The sequence below is a fragment of the Micromonospora sp. MGP-C2 genome, from assembly GCF_057766525.1.
The window spans coordinates 5,025,186-5,039,788 of sequence record NZ_JBYMEN010000002.1; the positions used below are offsets into that span (position 1 = coordinate 5,025,186).

Consider the following 14,603-nt stretch of genomic DNA (forward strand, 5'->3'; position numbering starts at 1 on the left):
CCTGTCGGCGTATCGGGAGTCGGTGGGATGGACGTCGGGAGGGGCAGGGTCGTGACGGACGAGGCGTGGCCGTGGTTGGTGGTCGGCCTGGGCAACCCCGGTCGGGAGTACGCCGGGAACCGGCACAACGTCGGGTTCATGGTGGCTGACCTGCTGGCCGGGCGGGTCGGCGCGCGGTTCGGGCGGCACAAGCGGGCGGTGGCCGAGGTGGCCGAGGCGCGGCTGGGGTTCGGTGGAGCGAAGCTGGTGCTGGTCAAGCCACTGACGTACATGAACCTGTCGGGTGGGCCGGTGGCGGCTCTGGCCCAGTTCTACAAGGTGCCGACGACGCAGGTGATCGCGGTGCACGACGAGCTGGACATCGAGTTCGGTCAGGTGCGGATCAAATTCGGCGGCGGTGAGGGCGGGCACAACGGCCTGCGTTCGATGTCGAAGTCGTTGGGCACGAAGGACTACGTCCGGGTGCGGTTCGGCGTCGGCCGACCGCCGGGGCGGCAGGATCCGGCGGACTACGTACTGTCGGATTTTGGCCCGGCAGAGCGCAAGGAAGTGGATTTCCTGGTGGACCGGGCCGCCGACGTGGTGGAGTCGGTGATCGTCAAGGGCGTGGAGCCGACGCAGAACCTCTACCACGGCAGCTGAGCCGGGCGGGGCGTACCGGATCGGAAACGGCGGGCCGGTAGTCTGCGCCTTTCGGCGTGCAGCGACCGGCGACGCGGGTCGCGGCGAATCGGTCCGTGCGGGCACGGGTCGCGGCGAGGCGACGGGAGCGGACAGATGACGAGTCCTCCGATGATCGATGGCGCGTTCGCCCGATGGTTGGCGTCGCGGGCCGGGCAGGCGTTGCTCGACCTGCGGACGGAGATGGGTTTCGCCGACGCCGGCGCGCTGAAGTCGGCCGGGGACAAGGTGTCGCACGACCTGATCCGCACGGAGCTGGCGAAGTGGCGGCCGGGTGACGCGGTGCTCTCCGAGGAGGACGAGGGCTCGCGGTTGGCCTGGGCGGCGGAGGTGAACACCGGAGCGGTGTCGCGGTTGACCGCGGACCGGGTGTGGATCATCGACCCGTTGGACGGCACCCGGGAGTTCTCCGAGGAGGGCCGCTCGGACTGGGCGGTGCACGTGGCGCTCTGGGCGCGCCGCGCGCCGAGCCCGCACGGGCTGGTCGCCGGGGCCGTGGGGCTGCCGGCGCAGCACCGGGTGCTGGGCACTGACTACCCGCCGGCGTACCCGCCGATGACGGTGGAGGCGGCGACGGCCGGCGAGCGGAAGATTCGGCTCGCGGCGAGCCGGAGCCGGCCGCCGGTCTTCCTCACCGATCTGGCCGAGGACGTCGGGGCGCACCTGGTGCCGATGGGCTCGGCCGGAGCGAAGATCGCCGCCGTCGTCACCGGTGAGGTGGACGCGTACATCCACGCCGGTGGGCAGTACGAGTGGGACTCGGCTGCCCCGGTGGCTGTGGCGACGGCCACCGGACTGCACGCTTCCCGGATCGACGGATCTGCGCTGAGATACAACGAGGCGGATCCGCGCCTGCCGGACCTCCTGGTCTGCCGCAAGGATCTCGCCACCCGGTTGCTTGCAGCGCTGCAGAGACATTCCGGGTAGCCTGAGCGCACTTTCTTGACATGCCCGACCGGAAAGGTCTGGAAATCGGATGAGCGAGCGAATCGAGCCGGCGGCATGACCACCCCCGCGGCGTACCGGGTCTCCCACCTGGACGCCCTGGAGGCGGAGAGCATCTTCGTGATGCGCGAGGTCGTGGCCGAGATGGAACGCCCGGTGCTGCTCTTCTCCGGCGGCAAGGACTCGATCGTCATGCTGCGCTTGGCGCAGAAGGCGTTCGCCCCGGCCAACATCCCCTTCCCCGTCATGCACGTCGACACCGGGCACAACTTCCCCGAGGTCCTCGAATACCGCGACCAGCGGGTCGCCGAGCTGGGGTTGCAGCTCGTAATCGCGAGCGTGCCGGAGGCCCTGGCGAACGGCATGGTCCGCGAGTCCGGCGACGGCATGCGCAACCGGATCCAGACACCGGTGCTGCTCGACGCGGTGGAGAAGCACCGCTTCGACGCCCTGTTCGGTGGCGCCCGCCGCGACGAGGAGAAGGCCCGGGCGAAGGAGCGGGTCTTCAGCTTCCGCGACGAGTTCGGCCAGTGGGACCCGAAGAACCAGCGACCGGAGCTGTGGTCGCTGTACAACGGCCGCCACCACCCCGGCGAGTCGATCCGGATCTTCCCGCTGTCCAACTGGACCGAGCTGGACGTCTGGCACTACATCGCCCGGGAACGCATCCCACTGCCCTCGATCTACTACGCGCACGAGCGTGAGGTGATCGAGCGGGACGGCATGTTCTACGCGGTCAATGAGTTCTTCCGACCCCGGGCGGGCGAGGAGCGGTTCAAGGCGCAGGTGCGCTATCGCACTGTGGGCGACGCCTCCTGCACCGCCGCTGTCCGATCCGACGCGGACACCGTGGAGAAGGTCATCGAGGAGGTGGCGGCCACCCGGATCACCGAGCGCGGCGCGACCCGTGGTGACGACCGGGTCAGCGAGGCCGCCATGGAGGACCGCAAGCGGGAGGGCTACTTCTGATGAGCACCGAGATCGTGGCGTCCGCGAATGCGGAGGCCCGGGCTGTTACCGGGGCCGGTCCGGAGGCCCGGGCTATGGACCTGCTGCGGTTCGCCACCGCGGGCAGCGTGGACGACGGGAAGTCGACCCTGATCGGCCGGCTCCTCTACGACACCAAGTCGCTCTTCACCGACCAGCTGGCGGCGGTCGAGGCGGTCAGCGCGGCCCGTGGCGACGAATACACCAACCTGGCCCTGCTCACCGACGGTCTGCGCGCCGAGCGGGAGCAGGGCATCACGATCGACGTGGCATACCGGTACTTCGCCACCCCGCGCCGCAAGTTCATCATTGCCGACACTCCGGGGCACATCCAGTACACCCGCAACATGGTCACCGGGGCGTCCACCGCCGACCTGGCGTTGATCCTGGTGGACGCGCGCAAGGGCCTGGTCGAGCAGTCCCGCCGGCACGCGTTCCTGTGCTCGCTGCTGCGGGTGCCGCACCTGGTCCTCTGTGTCAACAAGATGGACCTGGTGGACTGGTCGCAGGAGGTCTACGAGCGGATCGCCGACGAGTTCACCGCGTTCGCCGCGAAGCTCGACGTGCCGGACCTGACAGTGGTGCCGATTTCCGCGTTGCGCGGCGACAACATCGTCGCCCGCTCGGAGAACATGCCCTGGTACGAAGGCCCGTCGCTGCTGCACCACCTGGAGCGGGTGCACATCGCGAGCGACCGCAACCTGGTCGACGTCCGGTTCCCCGTGCAGTACGTGATCCGCCCGCAGTCGACAACTGTCACCGACTACCGCGGTTACGCCGGTCAGGTCGCCTCCGGCGTGCTCAAGCCGGGTGACGAGGTGATGGTGCTGCCGTCCGGCTTCACCAGCCGGATCGCCGCGGTGGAGACCGCGGACGGGCCGGTCGCGGAGGCCTTCCCGCCGATGTCGGTGACGGTACGACTGGCCGACGAGATCGACATCTCGCGGGGTGACCTGATCTGCCGCCCGAACAACGCGCCGGCGGTGGCCCAGGACATCGAGGCGATGGTCTGCTGGATGGACGAGACGACACCGCTGCGGGTCGGCGCCCGGTACGCGATCAAGCACACCACCCGGTCGGCGCGGGCCATCGTGCGCGGGCTGCACTACCGGTTGGACATCAACTCGCTGCACCGTGACGAGTCGGCCGACGAGTTGCGGCTCAACGAGATCGGCCGGGTGCGGCTGCGGACGACGGTGCCGCTGCTGGCCGACGAATACCGGCGTAACCGCACCACCGGGGGCTTCGTCATCATCGACGAGACCACCAACCGCACGGTGGGCGCCGCCATGATCGTCGAAGCCAGCTAACCGAACCCCACCCCACCCCACCCCATCCCCTGTCCATCCCGTCCGGTGATCAAGAGGTTTGCGTCAGAATCCGGGCCCGGACTGACGCAAACCTCTTGATCAACCCCGGCGGGGTGGGTGGGAGGGGGTGGGGAGGGGGTGGGGGTGGGGGTTAGGGGAGGCGGGTTGCGCCGGGGGCGGGGACGACCGTCAGGGTGCCGGGGGCGGTGAAACCGCGCTCGGCGTACGCGGCCGTGACGGCTGCGGCGACCTCGTCGGCTCGGTCGGCCTCGACCAGGGCGAGAACGCAGCCGCCGAAGCCGCCGCCGGTCATCCGGGCACCCAACGCGCCGGCCGCCAACGCCGCCTCGACCGCGGTGTCGATCTCCGGCACGGTGATCTCGAAGTCGTCGCGCATCGAGACGTGCGAGGCCGTGAGCAGTGGGCCGATGTCGCGGACCCGGGCGGCGCGGAGCAGCGCCACCGTGTCCAGTACGCGTTGGTCCTCGGTGACCACGTGCCGGACCCGCCGTCGGGTCTCCTCGTCGTCGAGTTGGGCCAGCGCGGTGTCGAGCTGGTCGACGCCCACGTCCCGCAGCGCGGTGACCCCGAGTGCGCTGGCCCCCGCCTCGCAGGAGCGGCGGCGGGCAGCGTACTCACCGTCGGCGTGCCGGTGCGGCGCTCGACTGTCGATGACCAGCACCGCCAGCCCGGCCGCGTCCAGGTCGAAGGGAATCTGCTCGACCGACTCGTCGCGGCAGTCCAGGAAGAGGGCGTGCCCGGCGCGGCAGCGGATCACCGCAGACTGGTCCATGATGCCGGTCGGCGCGCCCACGTAGACGTTCTCCGCCCGCTGCGCCAGCCGGGGTTGCAGCTCGGGGGAGAGCTCCAGCCCGCCGAGGTCGAGCAGCGCGGCCAGCACGGCCGACTCCAGCGCGGCCGAGGAGGAGAGACCGGAGCCCAGCGGCACGTCCGAGGCGATCGCCAGCCGGGCACCGGGCACCGGGTGGCCGGCCTCGCGGAGCGCCCAGACCACCCCGGCGACGTACGCGCCCCAGCCGGTCACCCGACCCGGCTCGGCGATGTCGTCCGCGCCGAAGGTGATCGTCTCGTCGGAAAGCTCGGACCAGACCGTCCACTGGTCGCCGTCCTGTCGGTCGGCGGCGACCACGGTCCGCAGCGGCAGCGCGAAGGGCAGCACGAACCCTTCGTTGTAGTCGGTGTGCTCGCCGATCAGGTTGACCCGGCCGGGAGCCGCCCAGCGGCCGGTTGCCTTGCCGCCGTACTGCTTGGTGAAACCCTCGGCGGCCCGCTCGGCGACGTCGCCGGTGGGGTTGGTCATGACTGCTCCAGGACGTGCGCGCGGTAGAACGCCCAGGCGTCGCCGACCATGTCGTGCAGGGTCGGCTTCTCGGGCACCCAGCCCAGCTCGTCGCGGGCCAGCGCGGAGGAGGCGACCAGCTCGGCGGGGTCGCCCTCGCGGCGCGGCGCGACCTCGACCGGCACGGGTTGCCCGGTGACCTCGCGGACCACGTCGACCACCTGGCGGTTGCTGAAGCCGTTGCCGTTGCCGAGGTTGTAGATGCGGTGCTGGCTCGCGGTGGCGGCGCCCAACGCCAGCAGGTGTGCCCGGGCGAGGTCGGCGACGTGGATGTAGTCGCGGACGCAGGTGCCGTCGACGGTGGGGTAGTCGTCGCCGAAGAGCTGGAGCTTCTCCCGCCGGCCGGCGGCGACCTCCAACGCGATCGGAATGAGGTGTGTCTCCGGGTCGTGCCGCTCGCCGAGCGAGACGTCACCGTCGAGGTGGGCGCCGGCCACGTTGAAGTAGCGCAGCGAGACGGCGGCCAGCCCGTGTGCGACGGCCTCCGAGGTGAGCGCCATGTCGGCGGCGAGCTTGGTGGCGCCGTACGTGTTGGTGGGTGCCTTGACCGCGGTCTCGCCGATGGGCAGCTCGGTGGGGTTGCCGTAGACGGCGGCGGTGGAGGAGAAGACCATCCGGGGCACCCCGGCGGCCCGGACCGCGTCGATCAGGGCGAGCGTGCCGACGGTGTTGTTCTGCCAGTACAGCTCCGGCTTGACCATCGACTCCCCGGCGGCGATCAGGGCGGCGAAGTGCAGCACCCCGTCGAAGCCGGCGTCCGGGGTGACGATGCGGGCGGCGTCGTGGATGGACGCCTGCACGTGGGTGGCGTCCGGCGCGAGCGCCTCGCGGTAACCGGTGCGCAGGTCGTCCAGGACGACGACCTGGTGGCCCGCGTCGAGCAGCATCCGGGTCACCACGCTGCCGATGAAGCCGGCGCCCCGGTGACGAGCAGTTTCACGTCGTTGCCTCCTGCCTGGCCCGCGCGGGACGTGGCCCTTCGTGATCACCCTAAGACGACGGCCGGCACCGTCGCCGACGCCGTCGTCATCCCCATCCCATCATAATCTCTCACAATTAAACAGAGCCGAACATCTGTGGTCCGCGCCGCGTGATCCCCCGGTGCGACGGGCCAACGGTGTCTACCATCTCTGTCATGCGGGAAGCGGCCCGTACCGGGCTCCGGCGACGCGTGCGGGTGCCGCCCCGCCGCGACCCCGGTCCGCTCGCCCGGGCCGTCGCCCGGGTGCTGGTCCGCGCCGCCGATGGTGCCACCCGACTCGTCACCGATCTGCTCGGGGCGGGGCCGGCAGCCGGCCGGGAGCGCATCTCCGAAGCCGAACTACGGGACCTGGTCGCTGCGAACACGGTGCTCGACCCGGACGAGCGGCACATCATCGACGAGGTCCTGGTCGCCGGTGCCAGCCTGATCCGCGAGGTGATGATGCCGCGCACCGAGGTGGTCTTCCTCCCGGCGCGGCTGACCATCGCCGAGGCCGCCCGGTTGGTCCGCGCCGAGACGCACACCCGTTACCCGGTCACCGACGGCACCCACGACGACGTGGTCGGCTTCGTGCACCTCCGTGACGTGCTGCTGCGCCCGGACGCCGACCCGTGCGTCACCGTCGGTCAGCTGGCCCGCGAGGTGAAGCGGCTCCCCGGCAGCAAGCGGGTGCTGCCCGCACTGACCGAGATGCGTCGAGAGGGCCAGCACCTGGCCGTGGTGGTCGACGAGTACGGCGGCACCGCCGGAATCGTCACCCTGGAGGACCTCATCGAGGAGCTGATCGGCGAGATCCACGACGAGTACGACGCCACGCCGGACCCGGTGCGCGCCGGCCTGCCCGCCGTGGTGGACGGCCGTCTCAACCTCGCCGACTTCGCCGAACGGACCGGGGTGGCACTGCCCGCCGGCCCGTACGAGACGGTTGGTGGGTTCGTGATGGCCGCGTTGGGCCGGCTTCCGGTGGACGGCGACGAGGTCCCGGTGCCCGGTGAACCCGACGAGGTCGACGTGCCCGACCCGGTTGGCACGACGGGCGGCTGCCTGCTGCGGGTGCTCGCGTTGGACGGCCGCAGGGTGGCCCGGCTCGCGGTCTCCGCCGTCCACCCAGCCGAGCAACGCCAAGAGCCCGACAGCGGGCAACGCCACCAGACGGACGCCGGGCAGCGCCACGAGCCGGACAGCGTGGCGGCTCGGGAGTGCGGCTCCGGGCCGGCGCGGGAGGCCGTGGGCGGACAGCAGCGCCGGGTCGCGGTCGGTCCGACGCGCCGGGTCGGCGCGGGCGAACCACGCGAGGTCAGCAGCCCGACATCGGCGGGCCGCGGCCGACCCGCCGGCCCGTCATGACGGACCCGGTTGGTTGCTGACAGAATTATCGCCATGTCCGACGTTCCCGCCCGCCCCCGCGTCTTCTCCGGTATCCAGCCGACGGCCGACTCGTTCCACCTCGGCAACTACCTGGGCGCGGTACGGCACTGGGTGGCTCTCCAGGAGACCCACGACGCGTTCTACTGCGTGGTGGACCTGCACGCCATCACCGCGGGGCACGACCCGGCGCTGCTGCGCCAACGGACCCGGGTGGCCGCCGCCCAGCTCTTCGCGGTCGGGCTCGACCCGGATCGCAGCACCCTGTTCGTGCAGTCGCAGGTGCCCGAGCACCCGCAGCTGGCCTGGGTGCTCGGCTGCATCACCGGCTTCGGTGAGGCCAGCCGGATGACCCAGTTCAAGGACAAGTCGCAGAAGCACGGCAACGACAGGTCCAGCGTCGGGCTGTTCACCTACCCGATCCTGCAGGCCGCCGACATCCTGCTCTACCAGGCCAACGCGGTGCCGGTCGGCGAGGACCAGCGGCAGCACCTGGAGCTTTCCCGGGACCTTGCCCAGCGGTTCAACTCGTTGTTCGGCCAGACGTTCACGATCCCGGCGCCGCACATCGTGAAGGACACCGCCAAGATCACCGACCTTCAGGACCCGACGGCGAAGATGTCCAAGTCGTCGTCCTCGCCGGCCGGCATCATCGACCTCCTGGAAGATCCGGCCCGATCCGCCAAGAAGATCAAGTCGGCGGTCACCGACACCGGTCGCGAGATCGTCTTCGACACCGAGACCAAGCCGGGTGTGTCCAACCTGCTGACCATCCACTCGGCGCTGAGCGGTCGGAGCATCGACGAGCTGGTGGCCGCCTTCGCGGGCCGCGGCTACGGCGACCTGAAGAAGGAGTTGGCCGAGGTCGTCACGGACTTCGTCCGCCCCATCCAGGAGCGCACCCGCGGCTACCTCGACGACCCGGCCCAGCTGGACAAGCTGCTCGCCAGCGGCGCGGAGAAGGCCCGCGCGGTGGCCGCGACGACCCTGCGGTCCGCGTACGAGCGGGTGGGGTTCTTCCCGCCCGTCCGTGGCGAGTAGCTCGCGGGACAGGTGGACGGGTCGGTGGCCGGAGGGGCGGCGCGAAGCGTGGATCGCAGTGGCGGGGTTTCGCCGACCGGCGACACCATCCAGATCGGCATCGCGGTGGACATTCCCGAGCCGTGGGGTGCCCAGCTCACCCGGCGGCGCGTCGAGGCCGGCGACCCGCTCGCGGTGCCCGCGCACGTGACGTTGCTCGGGCCCACCGAGATCCAGACGGCCAACCTGCCCGCTGTCGAGCGGCACCTGGCCGCCGTCGCCGCCGGGCACCTGCCGTTCGCGCTGCACCTGCGGGGCACCGGCACGTTCCGTCCGGTCACCCAGGTGGTGTTCGTCGCGGTCGCCGCCGGGATCAGCGAGTGCGAACTGCTGGCCGCCGCGATCGCCGCGGCACCAGGTCTACAACGGCAGGCGCGCTTCCCGTACCATCCGCACGTCACCGTGGCGCAGGACGTGCCGCCGGAGGCCCTGGACAAGGTGTACGAGGACCTGGCCGACTTCTCCGCGATGTTCGAGGTCGACGCGTTCACCCTCTTCTCGCACAGCGGGGAGGCCCGGTGGCAGCCGCGTCGGGACTTCCGCCTCGGCGACTGAACCGTCGGCGACGCGCCGATCGGTGAGCTTCGGGAGCCGGTTGCCACGACGGCGGTGGGAGATCGGCGAGGATGATCGCGTGAACGTGATCGGCCGCATCGAGGCGGGCATCGACCGCTGGGTGAGCGCCGCGCGCCGCCGGTCGGGCCTCTTCGACCACGTCTGGCGGGCCGGCGCCCTGTACGCCGAGGTGCTGGCCGGGCGGTTGGCCGCAGCTATCGCCTACTACGGCTTCTTCGCGGTGTTCGCTCTCGCCCTGGTCGCGTACTCCATCTTCGGCGCGATCCTCGAGGACAACGACGATGTCAGCGCGGCGGCGGCCGACTTCCTCAAGGAGAATCTGCCGTTCCTGGACGCCCAGCAGATCGCCAACTCCAGTGGCACGGTCGGGGTGGTCGGCCTGGTCATCCTGGTCTTCACCGGGATCGGCTGGGTGGAGGCGATCCGGTCCTCGCAGCGGTTGATGTACTCACTCAACCAGCAGCCGGGCAACCTGGTGATCCGGCGGCTGGTCGACCTGGGCGTGATGATCGGCATCTTCGTGCTGCTCGGCGTCTCGGTCGCGGCGGTGGACGCGTTGGAGTCGGTGCTGCGGTTCCTGTTGCGCAGCACCGGGTCGGTCGGTCTGACCACGATCAGCGCGGTGCTCAGCGTGCTGGTCAACGCGGTGCTCGCCACCGCGTTGCTCCTCGCGGTGCCCCGGCTGCGGATGAGCCGGTCCCGGCTTCGTCCGGTGGTGCTGGTGGTGGCGATCGGCATCACGCTGTTGAACACGGTCGGGCGCTACTACGTGGTGCGTACCGAGCGGAATCCTGCGTACACCGTTGTGGCTGGCGCCGTTGGTCTGCTGCTCTACCTCTACCTGCTCAATCAGCTGGTGTTGTTCGGCGCGGCGCTGCTCGCGACCAGCTCGAACGGGCGGGTGGTGGACCTGGCGGAGGCCGCAGCCCCGCCCAAACCGGCCGACGAGGACACCGACCCCGGTACGCCGGGCGGTGGGGGCTGATGACGGAAGGTGCCCACGTGCTGATCTCGGTCGACCCGGACTCGTCGGTCCCCCCGTACGAGCAGGTACGCGGGCAGCTCGCCGAGATGATCGGCGACGGTCGGTTGCCGGTCGGCAGCCGCCTGCCCACCGTCCGGCAGCTCGCCGCCGACCTGAGGCTGGCCGCGAACACGGTGGCCCGGGCGTACCGGGAGTTGGAGGTGGCCGGGCTGCTGGAGACCCGGGGGCGCAACGGCACCTTCGTCGCCCCTGGCCGGGACGACGCCGTCGACCGGTTGCAGCGGGCGGCGGCCGGGTACGCGGCCGAGGCGGCCCGGCTCGGCGTGGCGCCGGCCACCGCGCTCGCTCTGGTCCGTGCCGCCCTGGATGCCGCCCGCCCCGGCTGACCGGCCGCTGATCGACCGCCGGACGGGCGGTAACTGAGCCGAAAGGCGTCGTGGCTCGCGTTTGCGGACCATGATGAGCCGGTGGGCGCACTCATGACACTGGACCTGCCGGCGGACTCACCGCTTCTCGGCCTGCCGTGGATCATCACCTTCGGTCCGCTCGGTGACCTCGACGAGTGGGAGCCGGTGGTCTGCGGGCCGTACGAGCGGCCGCACGCGTTGGCGCTGGCCGAGGCGGTGGTGGCCGAGGAGCAGCTGATGGCCGTGGTGGAGCCGCTGCTGCCGGCGCTGTCGGCCGACGAGATCCGCAGTGAGATCGCCGCTGCGCAGGTCGCTGCCGAGGACGAGGCCCGTCAGGTGGAGGGGGCCGACCTCTACGGTGACTTCGAGGACGTGATCGACGAGGAGTTGGACGCCGCCGCCGACGAGGCGGGGCACGGCGAACCCGTGGAGCCGCCGGACGAGGCCGAGGTGCGCGCCGGCTTCACCCGGATCGCGGCGCTGCTCACCGCGAAGTGACCCCGGGAACGGTCAGCGGGTCGCGGCGACTCCCGGGAGACGGTCAGAGGGTCGGTGCCGAGTCCAGCACGCAGAACTCGTTGCCCTCGGGGTCGGCGAGCACCGTGAACTGTTCGGATCCGGTCTGACCGATGTCGACATGGCGTGCGCCGAGGTCGATCAGCCGCCGTACCTCGGTCTGCGGGTCGGTGTCGGCGACCAGGTCGAGGTGCAGACGGTTCTTGCCCCGCTTGCCGGTGCCGGACCCCTGCAACCAGAGGGTGGGCGCCGTGGCGGACGGGCCGCCCGGGGGCCACAGCTTGGCGCTGCCGTCGTCGCCCTGCTCGATGTCGTAGCCGAGGGCCGCCGACCAGAACGACACCATCAGGTCAATGTCCTCGACGTCTAGTGTGCACTGCGCAATCCGTACGCCCATGGGTTTCCGGTACCCACGGCGGCGGCGGTGAACACGCCGGGCCCGGACGGACACCGGCGCCACGCGGAGCGGACTCCGCGTGGCGCCAGCGCCACCTCACCCCCCACCACAAGGGGTTGGTAGCCCAGTCGCCCGTTGGCGCGGGGCACGACGGACGACCAGGTCGAAAACGAGTTACCCGCTCAGCGCCGTTCCAACCAGGCTGCCGCGTCGACCGGCAGCAGGTGACCGGGGCCCTGCTCGGTGAGCGTGTCGCTGGCGACGAGCGGCTGACCGTACCCGTCGATCAGGACCGGCGCGCCGCTGAGGTTGACCACGCAGGTCAGCACGGTTTCGCCGGCGGTGCGGGAGAAGGCGAGCACGTCCGGCCCGCTCTCCAGCCAGGTGACCCCGCCGGCGTCGACAGCCAGCGCCGGGTGGTCGCGGCGGATTCGCAGCGCGGCCCGGTACAGCTCCAGCGTCGAGCCGGGTACGCCGCTCTGCGCGTCGACGGAGAGGGCCCGCCAGGTGGCGGGGGTGGGCAGCCAGCTCGCCTCGCTGCCGGCCGGTCCGAAGCCGTACGGGGCCAGGTCGCCGCTCCACGGGAGTGGCACCCGGCAGCCGTCGCGGCTCTCGCCGGTGCGCAGGAACGCGGGGTCCTGGCGCAGCTCGTCGGGAAGGTCGAGGACCTCGGGCAGGCCCAGTTCCTCACCCTGGTAGAGGTAGGCGCTGCCGGGCAGGGCGAGCATCAGCAGGCTGGCGGCGCGGGCTCGGCGCAACCCCTCGACGCCGTCGCCGTAGCGGGTGACGTGTCGCTGCTTGTCGTGGTTGGAGAGCACCCAGGTGGTCGGTGCGCCGACCACCGTCGACTCGGTCAACGCGGTGTCGATCACCTTGCGGAACGAGTCGGCCGTCCAGGTGGCGTCGAGGAAGTCGAAGCTGAACGCCTGGTGCAGCTCGTCCGGGCCGACGTAGCGGGCGAGCCGTTGCGGGATCTCGGCCCACGCCTCGGCGACCGCCATCCGACCGCCGGGGTAGCTGTCCAGGATGGGCCGCCAGGCACGGTAGATCTCGTGCACCTCGTCCTGGTCGAAGTAGGGCAGCCGGCCCTTTCCGAGCAGTTCGACCTGGCGCTGGCCGGTGGTCATCGTGCTGAAGCCGACGTCCGGCAGCCCGTCCGCCTTGATCATGCCGTGTGCCACGTCGACGCGGAACCCGTCCACGCCCCGGTCCAGCCAGAACCGCAGCACGTCCTCGAACTCGGCGCGGACCTCCGGGTGGCGCCAGTTCAGGTCCGGTTGGGCCGGGTCGAACAGGTGCAGGTACCACTGACCGTCGGCGGTCCGGGTCCAGGCCGCGCCGCCGAAGATGCTTTCCCAGTCGTTCGGGGGCAGCTCGCCGTGCGGGCCCTGGCCGTCGGCGAAGAGGTAGCGGGCCCGCTCCGGCGAGCCGGGGCCGGCGGCGAGGGCGGCGGTGAACCAGCGGTGCGCGCTGGAGGTGTGGTTGGGCACCAGGTCGACGATGATCCGCAGGTCGAGGGCGTGCGCGTCGGCGATCATCGCGTCGAAGTCGGCGAGGGTGCCGAACATCGGGTCGACGTCGCGGTAGTCGGCGACGTCGTACCCGCCATCGATCATCGGGGAGGTGTAGAACGGGGTCAGCCAGAGCGCGTCCACCCCGAGGTCGCGCAGGTACGGCAGGCGTTGCCGGATGCCCTGGAGGTCACCGACGCCGTCGCCGTCACTGTCGGCGAAGCTGCGGACGTACACCTGGTAGACGACCGCGGAGCGCCACCAGTCGTCCTCGGTGGTGTGCGGCGGGGTGGTGGTGCTGATCATCCGAGCAATATGCCGGCCCGTCCTTGCAAGAGTCAAGCAGATCTTGCGTAAGACAGTCGTGCGGAAGTCGAAACGACTGCGGTGGAGCCGCGCACCACCAGCTCCGGCCGGAACAGGTACTCCGAGTGCGGGGCGCCGTGCCCGTTGATCTCGTCGACCAGGGCCCGGACGGCGGCGACCGCCATCGCGATGACCGGCTGCCGCATGGTGGTCAGCGGCGGGTCGGTGAAGGCCATCAGCGGTGAGTCGTCGTAGCCGACCACGGAGAGATCGCCGGGCACGCTGAGGCCACGTTGGCGGGCCGCCCGGACCGCTCCGAGAGCCATCAGGTCGGAGCCGCAGACGACGCCGGTGACACCGCGGTCGAGCAGTCGACCGGCCGCCGCCTCGCCACCCTCCACACCGAACAGCGACAGCTCGGCCAGGGGGCCCAGATCCGATTCGGCGACACCGGCCAGGCGCGTCATCGCCGAGCGCCAACCGGCCACCTTGCGCTGCACGGGAACGAACCGGTCCGGGCCGGTGATCAGGCCGATCCGCCGGTGCCCGAGCGCGACCAGGTGGGCGACGGCCAGCTCGGCCGCCTCCCGGTCGTCGCAGGAGACGAAGGGTGCGCCGATGCCCGGCACGTACCCGTTGATCATCACGACCGGCAAGGGTCGGGCGAGCAGTGCCCGGTAGCGGTCGTGGTTGGCGGCGGTGTCGGCGTGCAGCCCGGAGACGAAGGCGATCCCGGAGACCTGCCGGTCCAGCAGCATCTCCACGTACTCGTCCTCGGTCACCCCGCCGGCGCTCTGGGTGCAGAGCACCGGAGTGAAACCGCTCTGTGCCAGGGTCGACTCGATGACCTGGGCGAAGGCGGGGAAGATCGGGTTGTCCAGCTCCGGCACCACCAGGCCGACCAGCCCGGCGCTGCGTTTGCGCAGTCGGGCCGGGCGCTCGTAGCCGAGCACGTCGAGGGCGGTCAGGACGGCCTGCCGGGTCTCCGGGGCCACGCCGGGGCGGTCGTTGAGCACCCGCGACACCGTGGCCTCGCTCACTTCGGCCTGCTGGGCGATGTCGGACAGTCGAGCGCGCATGGCGGCACTTTAGCCCACCGGCAAGTTCTTGCGGGGTCCTTTGCAAGCGCTTCCATTACTTGCAACCTCTTGCTAACGTGCCCGCAACATGCGAGAGCAGCGGCGCAGCACCCCTG

General features: G+C 71.1%; 13 protein-coding genes and 2 pseudogenes. 10 read left to right on the plus strand and 5 right to left on the minus strand.

All coding sequences use genetic code 11. From position 1 onward, the window contains the following. Nucleotides 1–27: 27 nt before the first annotated feature. The 4 genes from pth to AC3CF1_RS23200 all read left to right on the plus strand — a co-directional run bounded on the left by pth (nucleotide 28) and on the right by AC3CF1_RS23200 (nucleotide 3,923). The gene (gene pth / locus AC3CF1_RS23185) at nucleotides 28–642 is read left to right on the plus strand and encodes an aminoacyl-tRNA hydrolase (protein WP_488451252.1); all 615 of its coding nucleotides are present in this window, start codon (nucleotides 28–30) and stop codon (nucleotides 640–642) included. Between the two features lie 135 nt (nucleotides 643–777). Next, the gene (locus tag AC3CF1_RS23190) at nucleotides 778–1,608 is read left to right on the plus strand and encodes an inositol monophosphatase family protein (protein WP_099850392.1); all 831 of its coding nucleotides are present in this window, start codon (nucleotides 778–780) and stop codon (nucleotides 1,606–1,608) included. Nucleotides 1,609–1,683: 75 nt separating this feature from the next. Then, nucleotides 1,684–2,595: a sulfate adenylyltransferase subunit CysD gene (gene cysD, locus AC3CF1_RS23195; protein ID WP_354983618.1), complete on the plus strand. Its 912-nt coding sequence runs from the start codon at nucleotides 1,684–1,686 to the stop codon at nucleotides 2,593–2,595. Next, nucleotides 2,595–3,923, plus strand: coding sequence for a sulfate adenylyltransferase subunit 1 (locus AC3CF1_RS23200; protein WP_435794867.1), 1,329 nt, complete (start codon nucleotides 2,595–2,597; stop codon nucleotides 3,921–3,923). Before cysD ends, AC3CF1_RS23200 begins: the two co-directional genes overlap by 1 nt. A 151-nt stretch (nucleotides 3,924–4,074) precedes the next feature. On the opposite strand, the gene galK is transcribed toward AC3CF1_RS23200, so the two are convergent. Both galK and galE read right to left on the minus strand, forming a co-directional pair. Then, nucleotides 4,075–5,244, minus strand: coding sequence for a galactokinase (gene galK / locus AC3CF1_RS23205; protein WP_488451253.1), 1,170 nt, complete (start codon nucleotides 5,242–5,244; stop codon nucleotides 4,075–4,077). After that, nucleotides 5,241–6,223, minus strand: a pseudogene (gene galE / locus AC3CF1_RS23210) (UDP-glucose 4-epimerase GalE). Before galE ends, galK begins: the two are co-directional and overlap by 4 nt. Nucleotides 6,224–6,418: 195 nt before the next feature. Between galE and AC3CF1_RS23215 the strand changes: the two are divergent. The 6 genes and pseudogenes from AC3CF1_RS23215 to AC3CF1_RS23240 all read left to right on the plus strand — a co-directional run. Next, nucleotides 6,419–7,393 (plus strand): annotated as a pseudogene (locus tag AC3CF1_RS23215) (hemolysin family protein); the annotation flags it as partial. A gap of 252 nt (nucleotides 7,394–7,645) precedes the next feature. Next, nucleotides 7,646–8,671 carry a tryptophan--tRNA ligase gene (gene trpS, locus AC3CF1_RS23220; RefSeq protein ID WP_088951433.1) on the plus strand — a complete coding sequence of 342 codons (1,026 nt, stop codon included), beginning with the start codon at nucleotides 7,646–7,648 and terminating at the stop codon, nucleotides 8,669–8,671. Nucleotides 8,672–8,695: 24 nt separating this feature from the next. Beyond that, on the plus strand, nucleotides 8,696–9,265 hold the full coding sequence (locus AC3CF1_RS23225) for a 2'-5' RNA ligase family protein (RefSeq protein ID WP_172862155.1): 570 nt from the start codon (nucleotides 8,696–8,698) through the stop codon (nucleotides 9,263–9,265). 79 nt (nucleotides 9,266–9,344) lie between these two features. Beyond that, nucleotides 9,345–10,271, plus strand: coding sequence for a YhjD/YihY/BrkB family envelope integrity protein (locus AC3CF1_RS23230; protein ID WP_179782083.1), 927 nt, complete (start codon nucleotides 9,345–9,347; stop codon nucleotides 10,269–10,271). Continuing rightward, nucleotides 10,271–10,657: a GntR family transcriptional regulator gene (locus AC3CF1_RS23235; RefSeq protein WP_099850400.1), complete on the plus strand. Its 387-nt coding sequence runs from the start codon at nucleotides 10,271–10,273 to the stop codon at nucleotides 10,655–10,657. Before AC3CF1_RS23230 ends, AC3CF1_RS23235 begins: the two co-directional genes overlap by 1 nt. 81 nt (nucleotides 10,658–10,738) lie before the next feature. Next, nucleotides 10,739–11,176, plus strand: a complete 438-nt coding sequence (locus AC3CF1_RS23240; protein WP_030486628.1) for a hypothetical protein — start codon at nucleotides 10,739–10,741, stop codon at nucleotides 11,174–11,176. Between the two features lie 43 nt (nucleotides 11,177–11,219). Here AC3CF1_RS23240 and AC3CF1_RS23245 read toward each other — a convergent pair whose 3' ends face one another. From AC3CF1_RS23245 to AC3CF1_RS23255, 3 genes are all read right to left on the minus strand, one after another. Beyond that, complete coding sequence (locus AC3CF1_RS23245) at nucleotides 11,220–11,591, minus strand: VOC family protein (RefSeq protein WP_354983621.1); 372 nt, start codon at nucleotides 11,589–11,591, stop codon at nucleotides 11,220–11,222. Nucleotides 11,592–11,773: 182 nt separating this feature from the next. Next, nucleotides 11,774–13,408 carry a glycoside hydrolase family 13 protein gene (locus tag AC3CF1_RS23250; RefSeq protein ID WP_488451254.1) on the minus strand — a complete coding sequence of 545 codons (1,635 nt, stop codon included), beginning with the start codon at nucleotides 13,406–13,408 and terminating at the stop codon, nucleotides 11,774–11,776. A gap of 32 nt (nucleotides 13,409–13,440) precedes the next feature. Then, entirely contained in the window at nucleotides 13,441–14,487 is a 1,047-nt protein-coding gene (locus tag AC3CF1_RS23255; RefSeq protein ID WP_141907846.1) for a LacI family DNA-binding transcriptional regulator, read from the minus strand. Nucleotides 14,488–14,603 lie beyond the last annotated feature (116 nt).

Bases quoted from the DNA above. Each gene is read 5' to 3' on its own strand.
- AC3CF1_RS23255 (WP_141907846.1), bottom strand. From the start codon at position 14,487: ATGCGCGCTCGACTGTCCGACATCGCCCAGCAGGCCGAAGTGAGCGAG.
- trpS (WP_088951433.1), top strand. From the start codon at position 7,646: ATGTCCGACGTTCCCGCCCGCCCCCGCGTCTTCTCCGGTATCCAGCCG.
- AC3CF1_RS23245 (WP_354983621.1), bottom strand. From the start codon at position 11,591: ATGGGCGTACGGATTGCGCAGTGCACACTAGACGTCGAGGACATTGAC.
- galK (WP_488451253.1), bottom strand. From the start codon at position 5,244: ATGACCAACCCCACCGGCGACGTCGCCGAGCGGGCCGCCGAGGGTTTC.
- AC3CF1_RS23200 (WP_435794867.1), top strand. From the start codon at position 2,595: ATGAGCACCGAGATCGTGGCGTCCGCGAATGCGGAGGCCCGGGCTGTT.
- AC3CF1_RS23235 (WP_099850400.1), top strand. From the start codon at position 10,271: ATGACGGAAGGTGCCCACGTGCTGATCTCGGTCGACCCGGACTCGTCG.
- pth (WP_488451252.1), top strand. From the start codon at position 28: ATGGACGTCGGGAGGGGCAGGGTCGTGACGGACGAGGCGTGGCCGTGG.
- AC3CF1_RS23250 (WP_488451254.1), bottom strand. From the start codon at position 13,408: ATGATCAGCACCACCACCCCGCCGCACACCACCGAGGACGACTGGTGG.
- AC3CF1_RS23190 (WP_099850392.1), top strand. From the start codon at position 778: ATGACGAGTCCTCCGATGATCGATGGCGCGTTCGCCCGATGGTTGGCG.
- cysD (WP_354983618.1), top strand. From the start codon at position 1,684: ATGACCACCCCCGCGGCGTACCGGGTCTCCCACCTGGACGCCCTGGAG.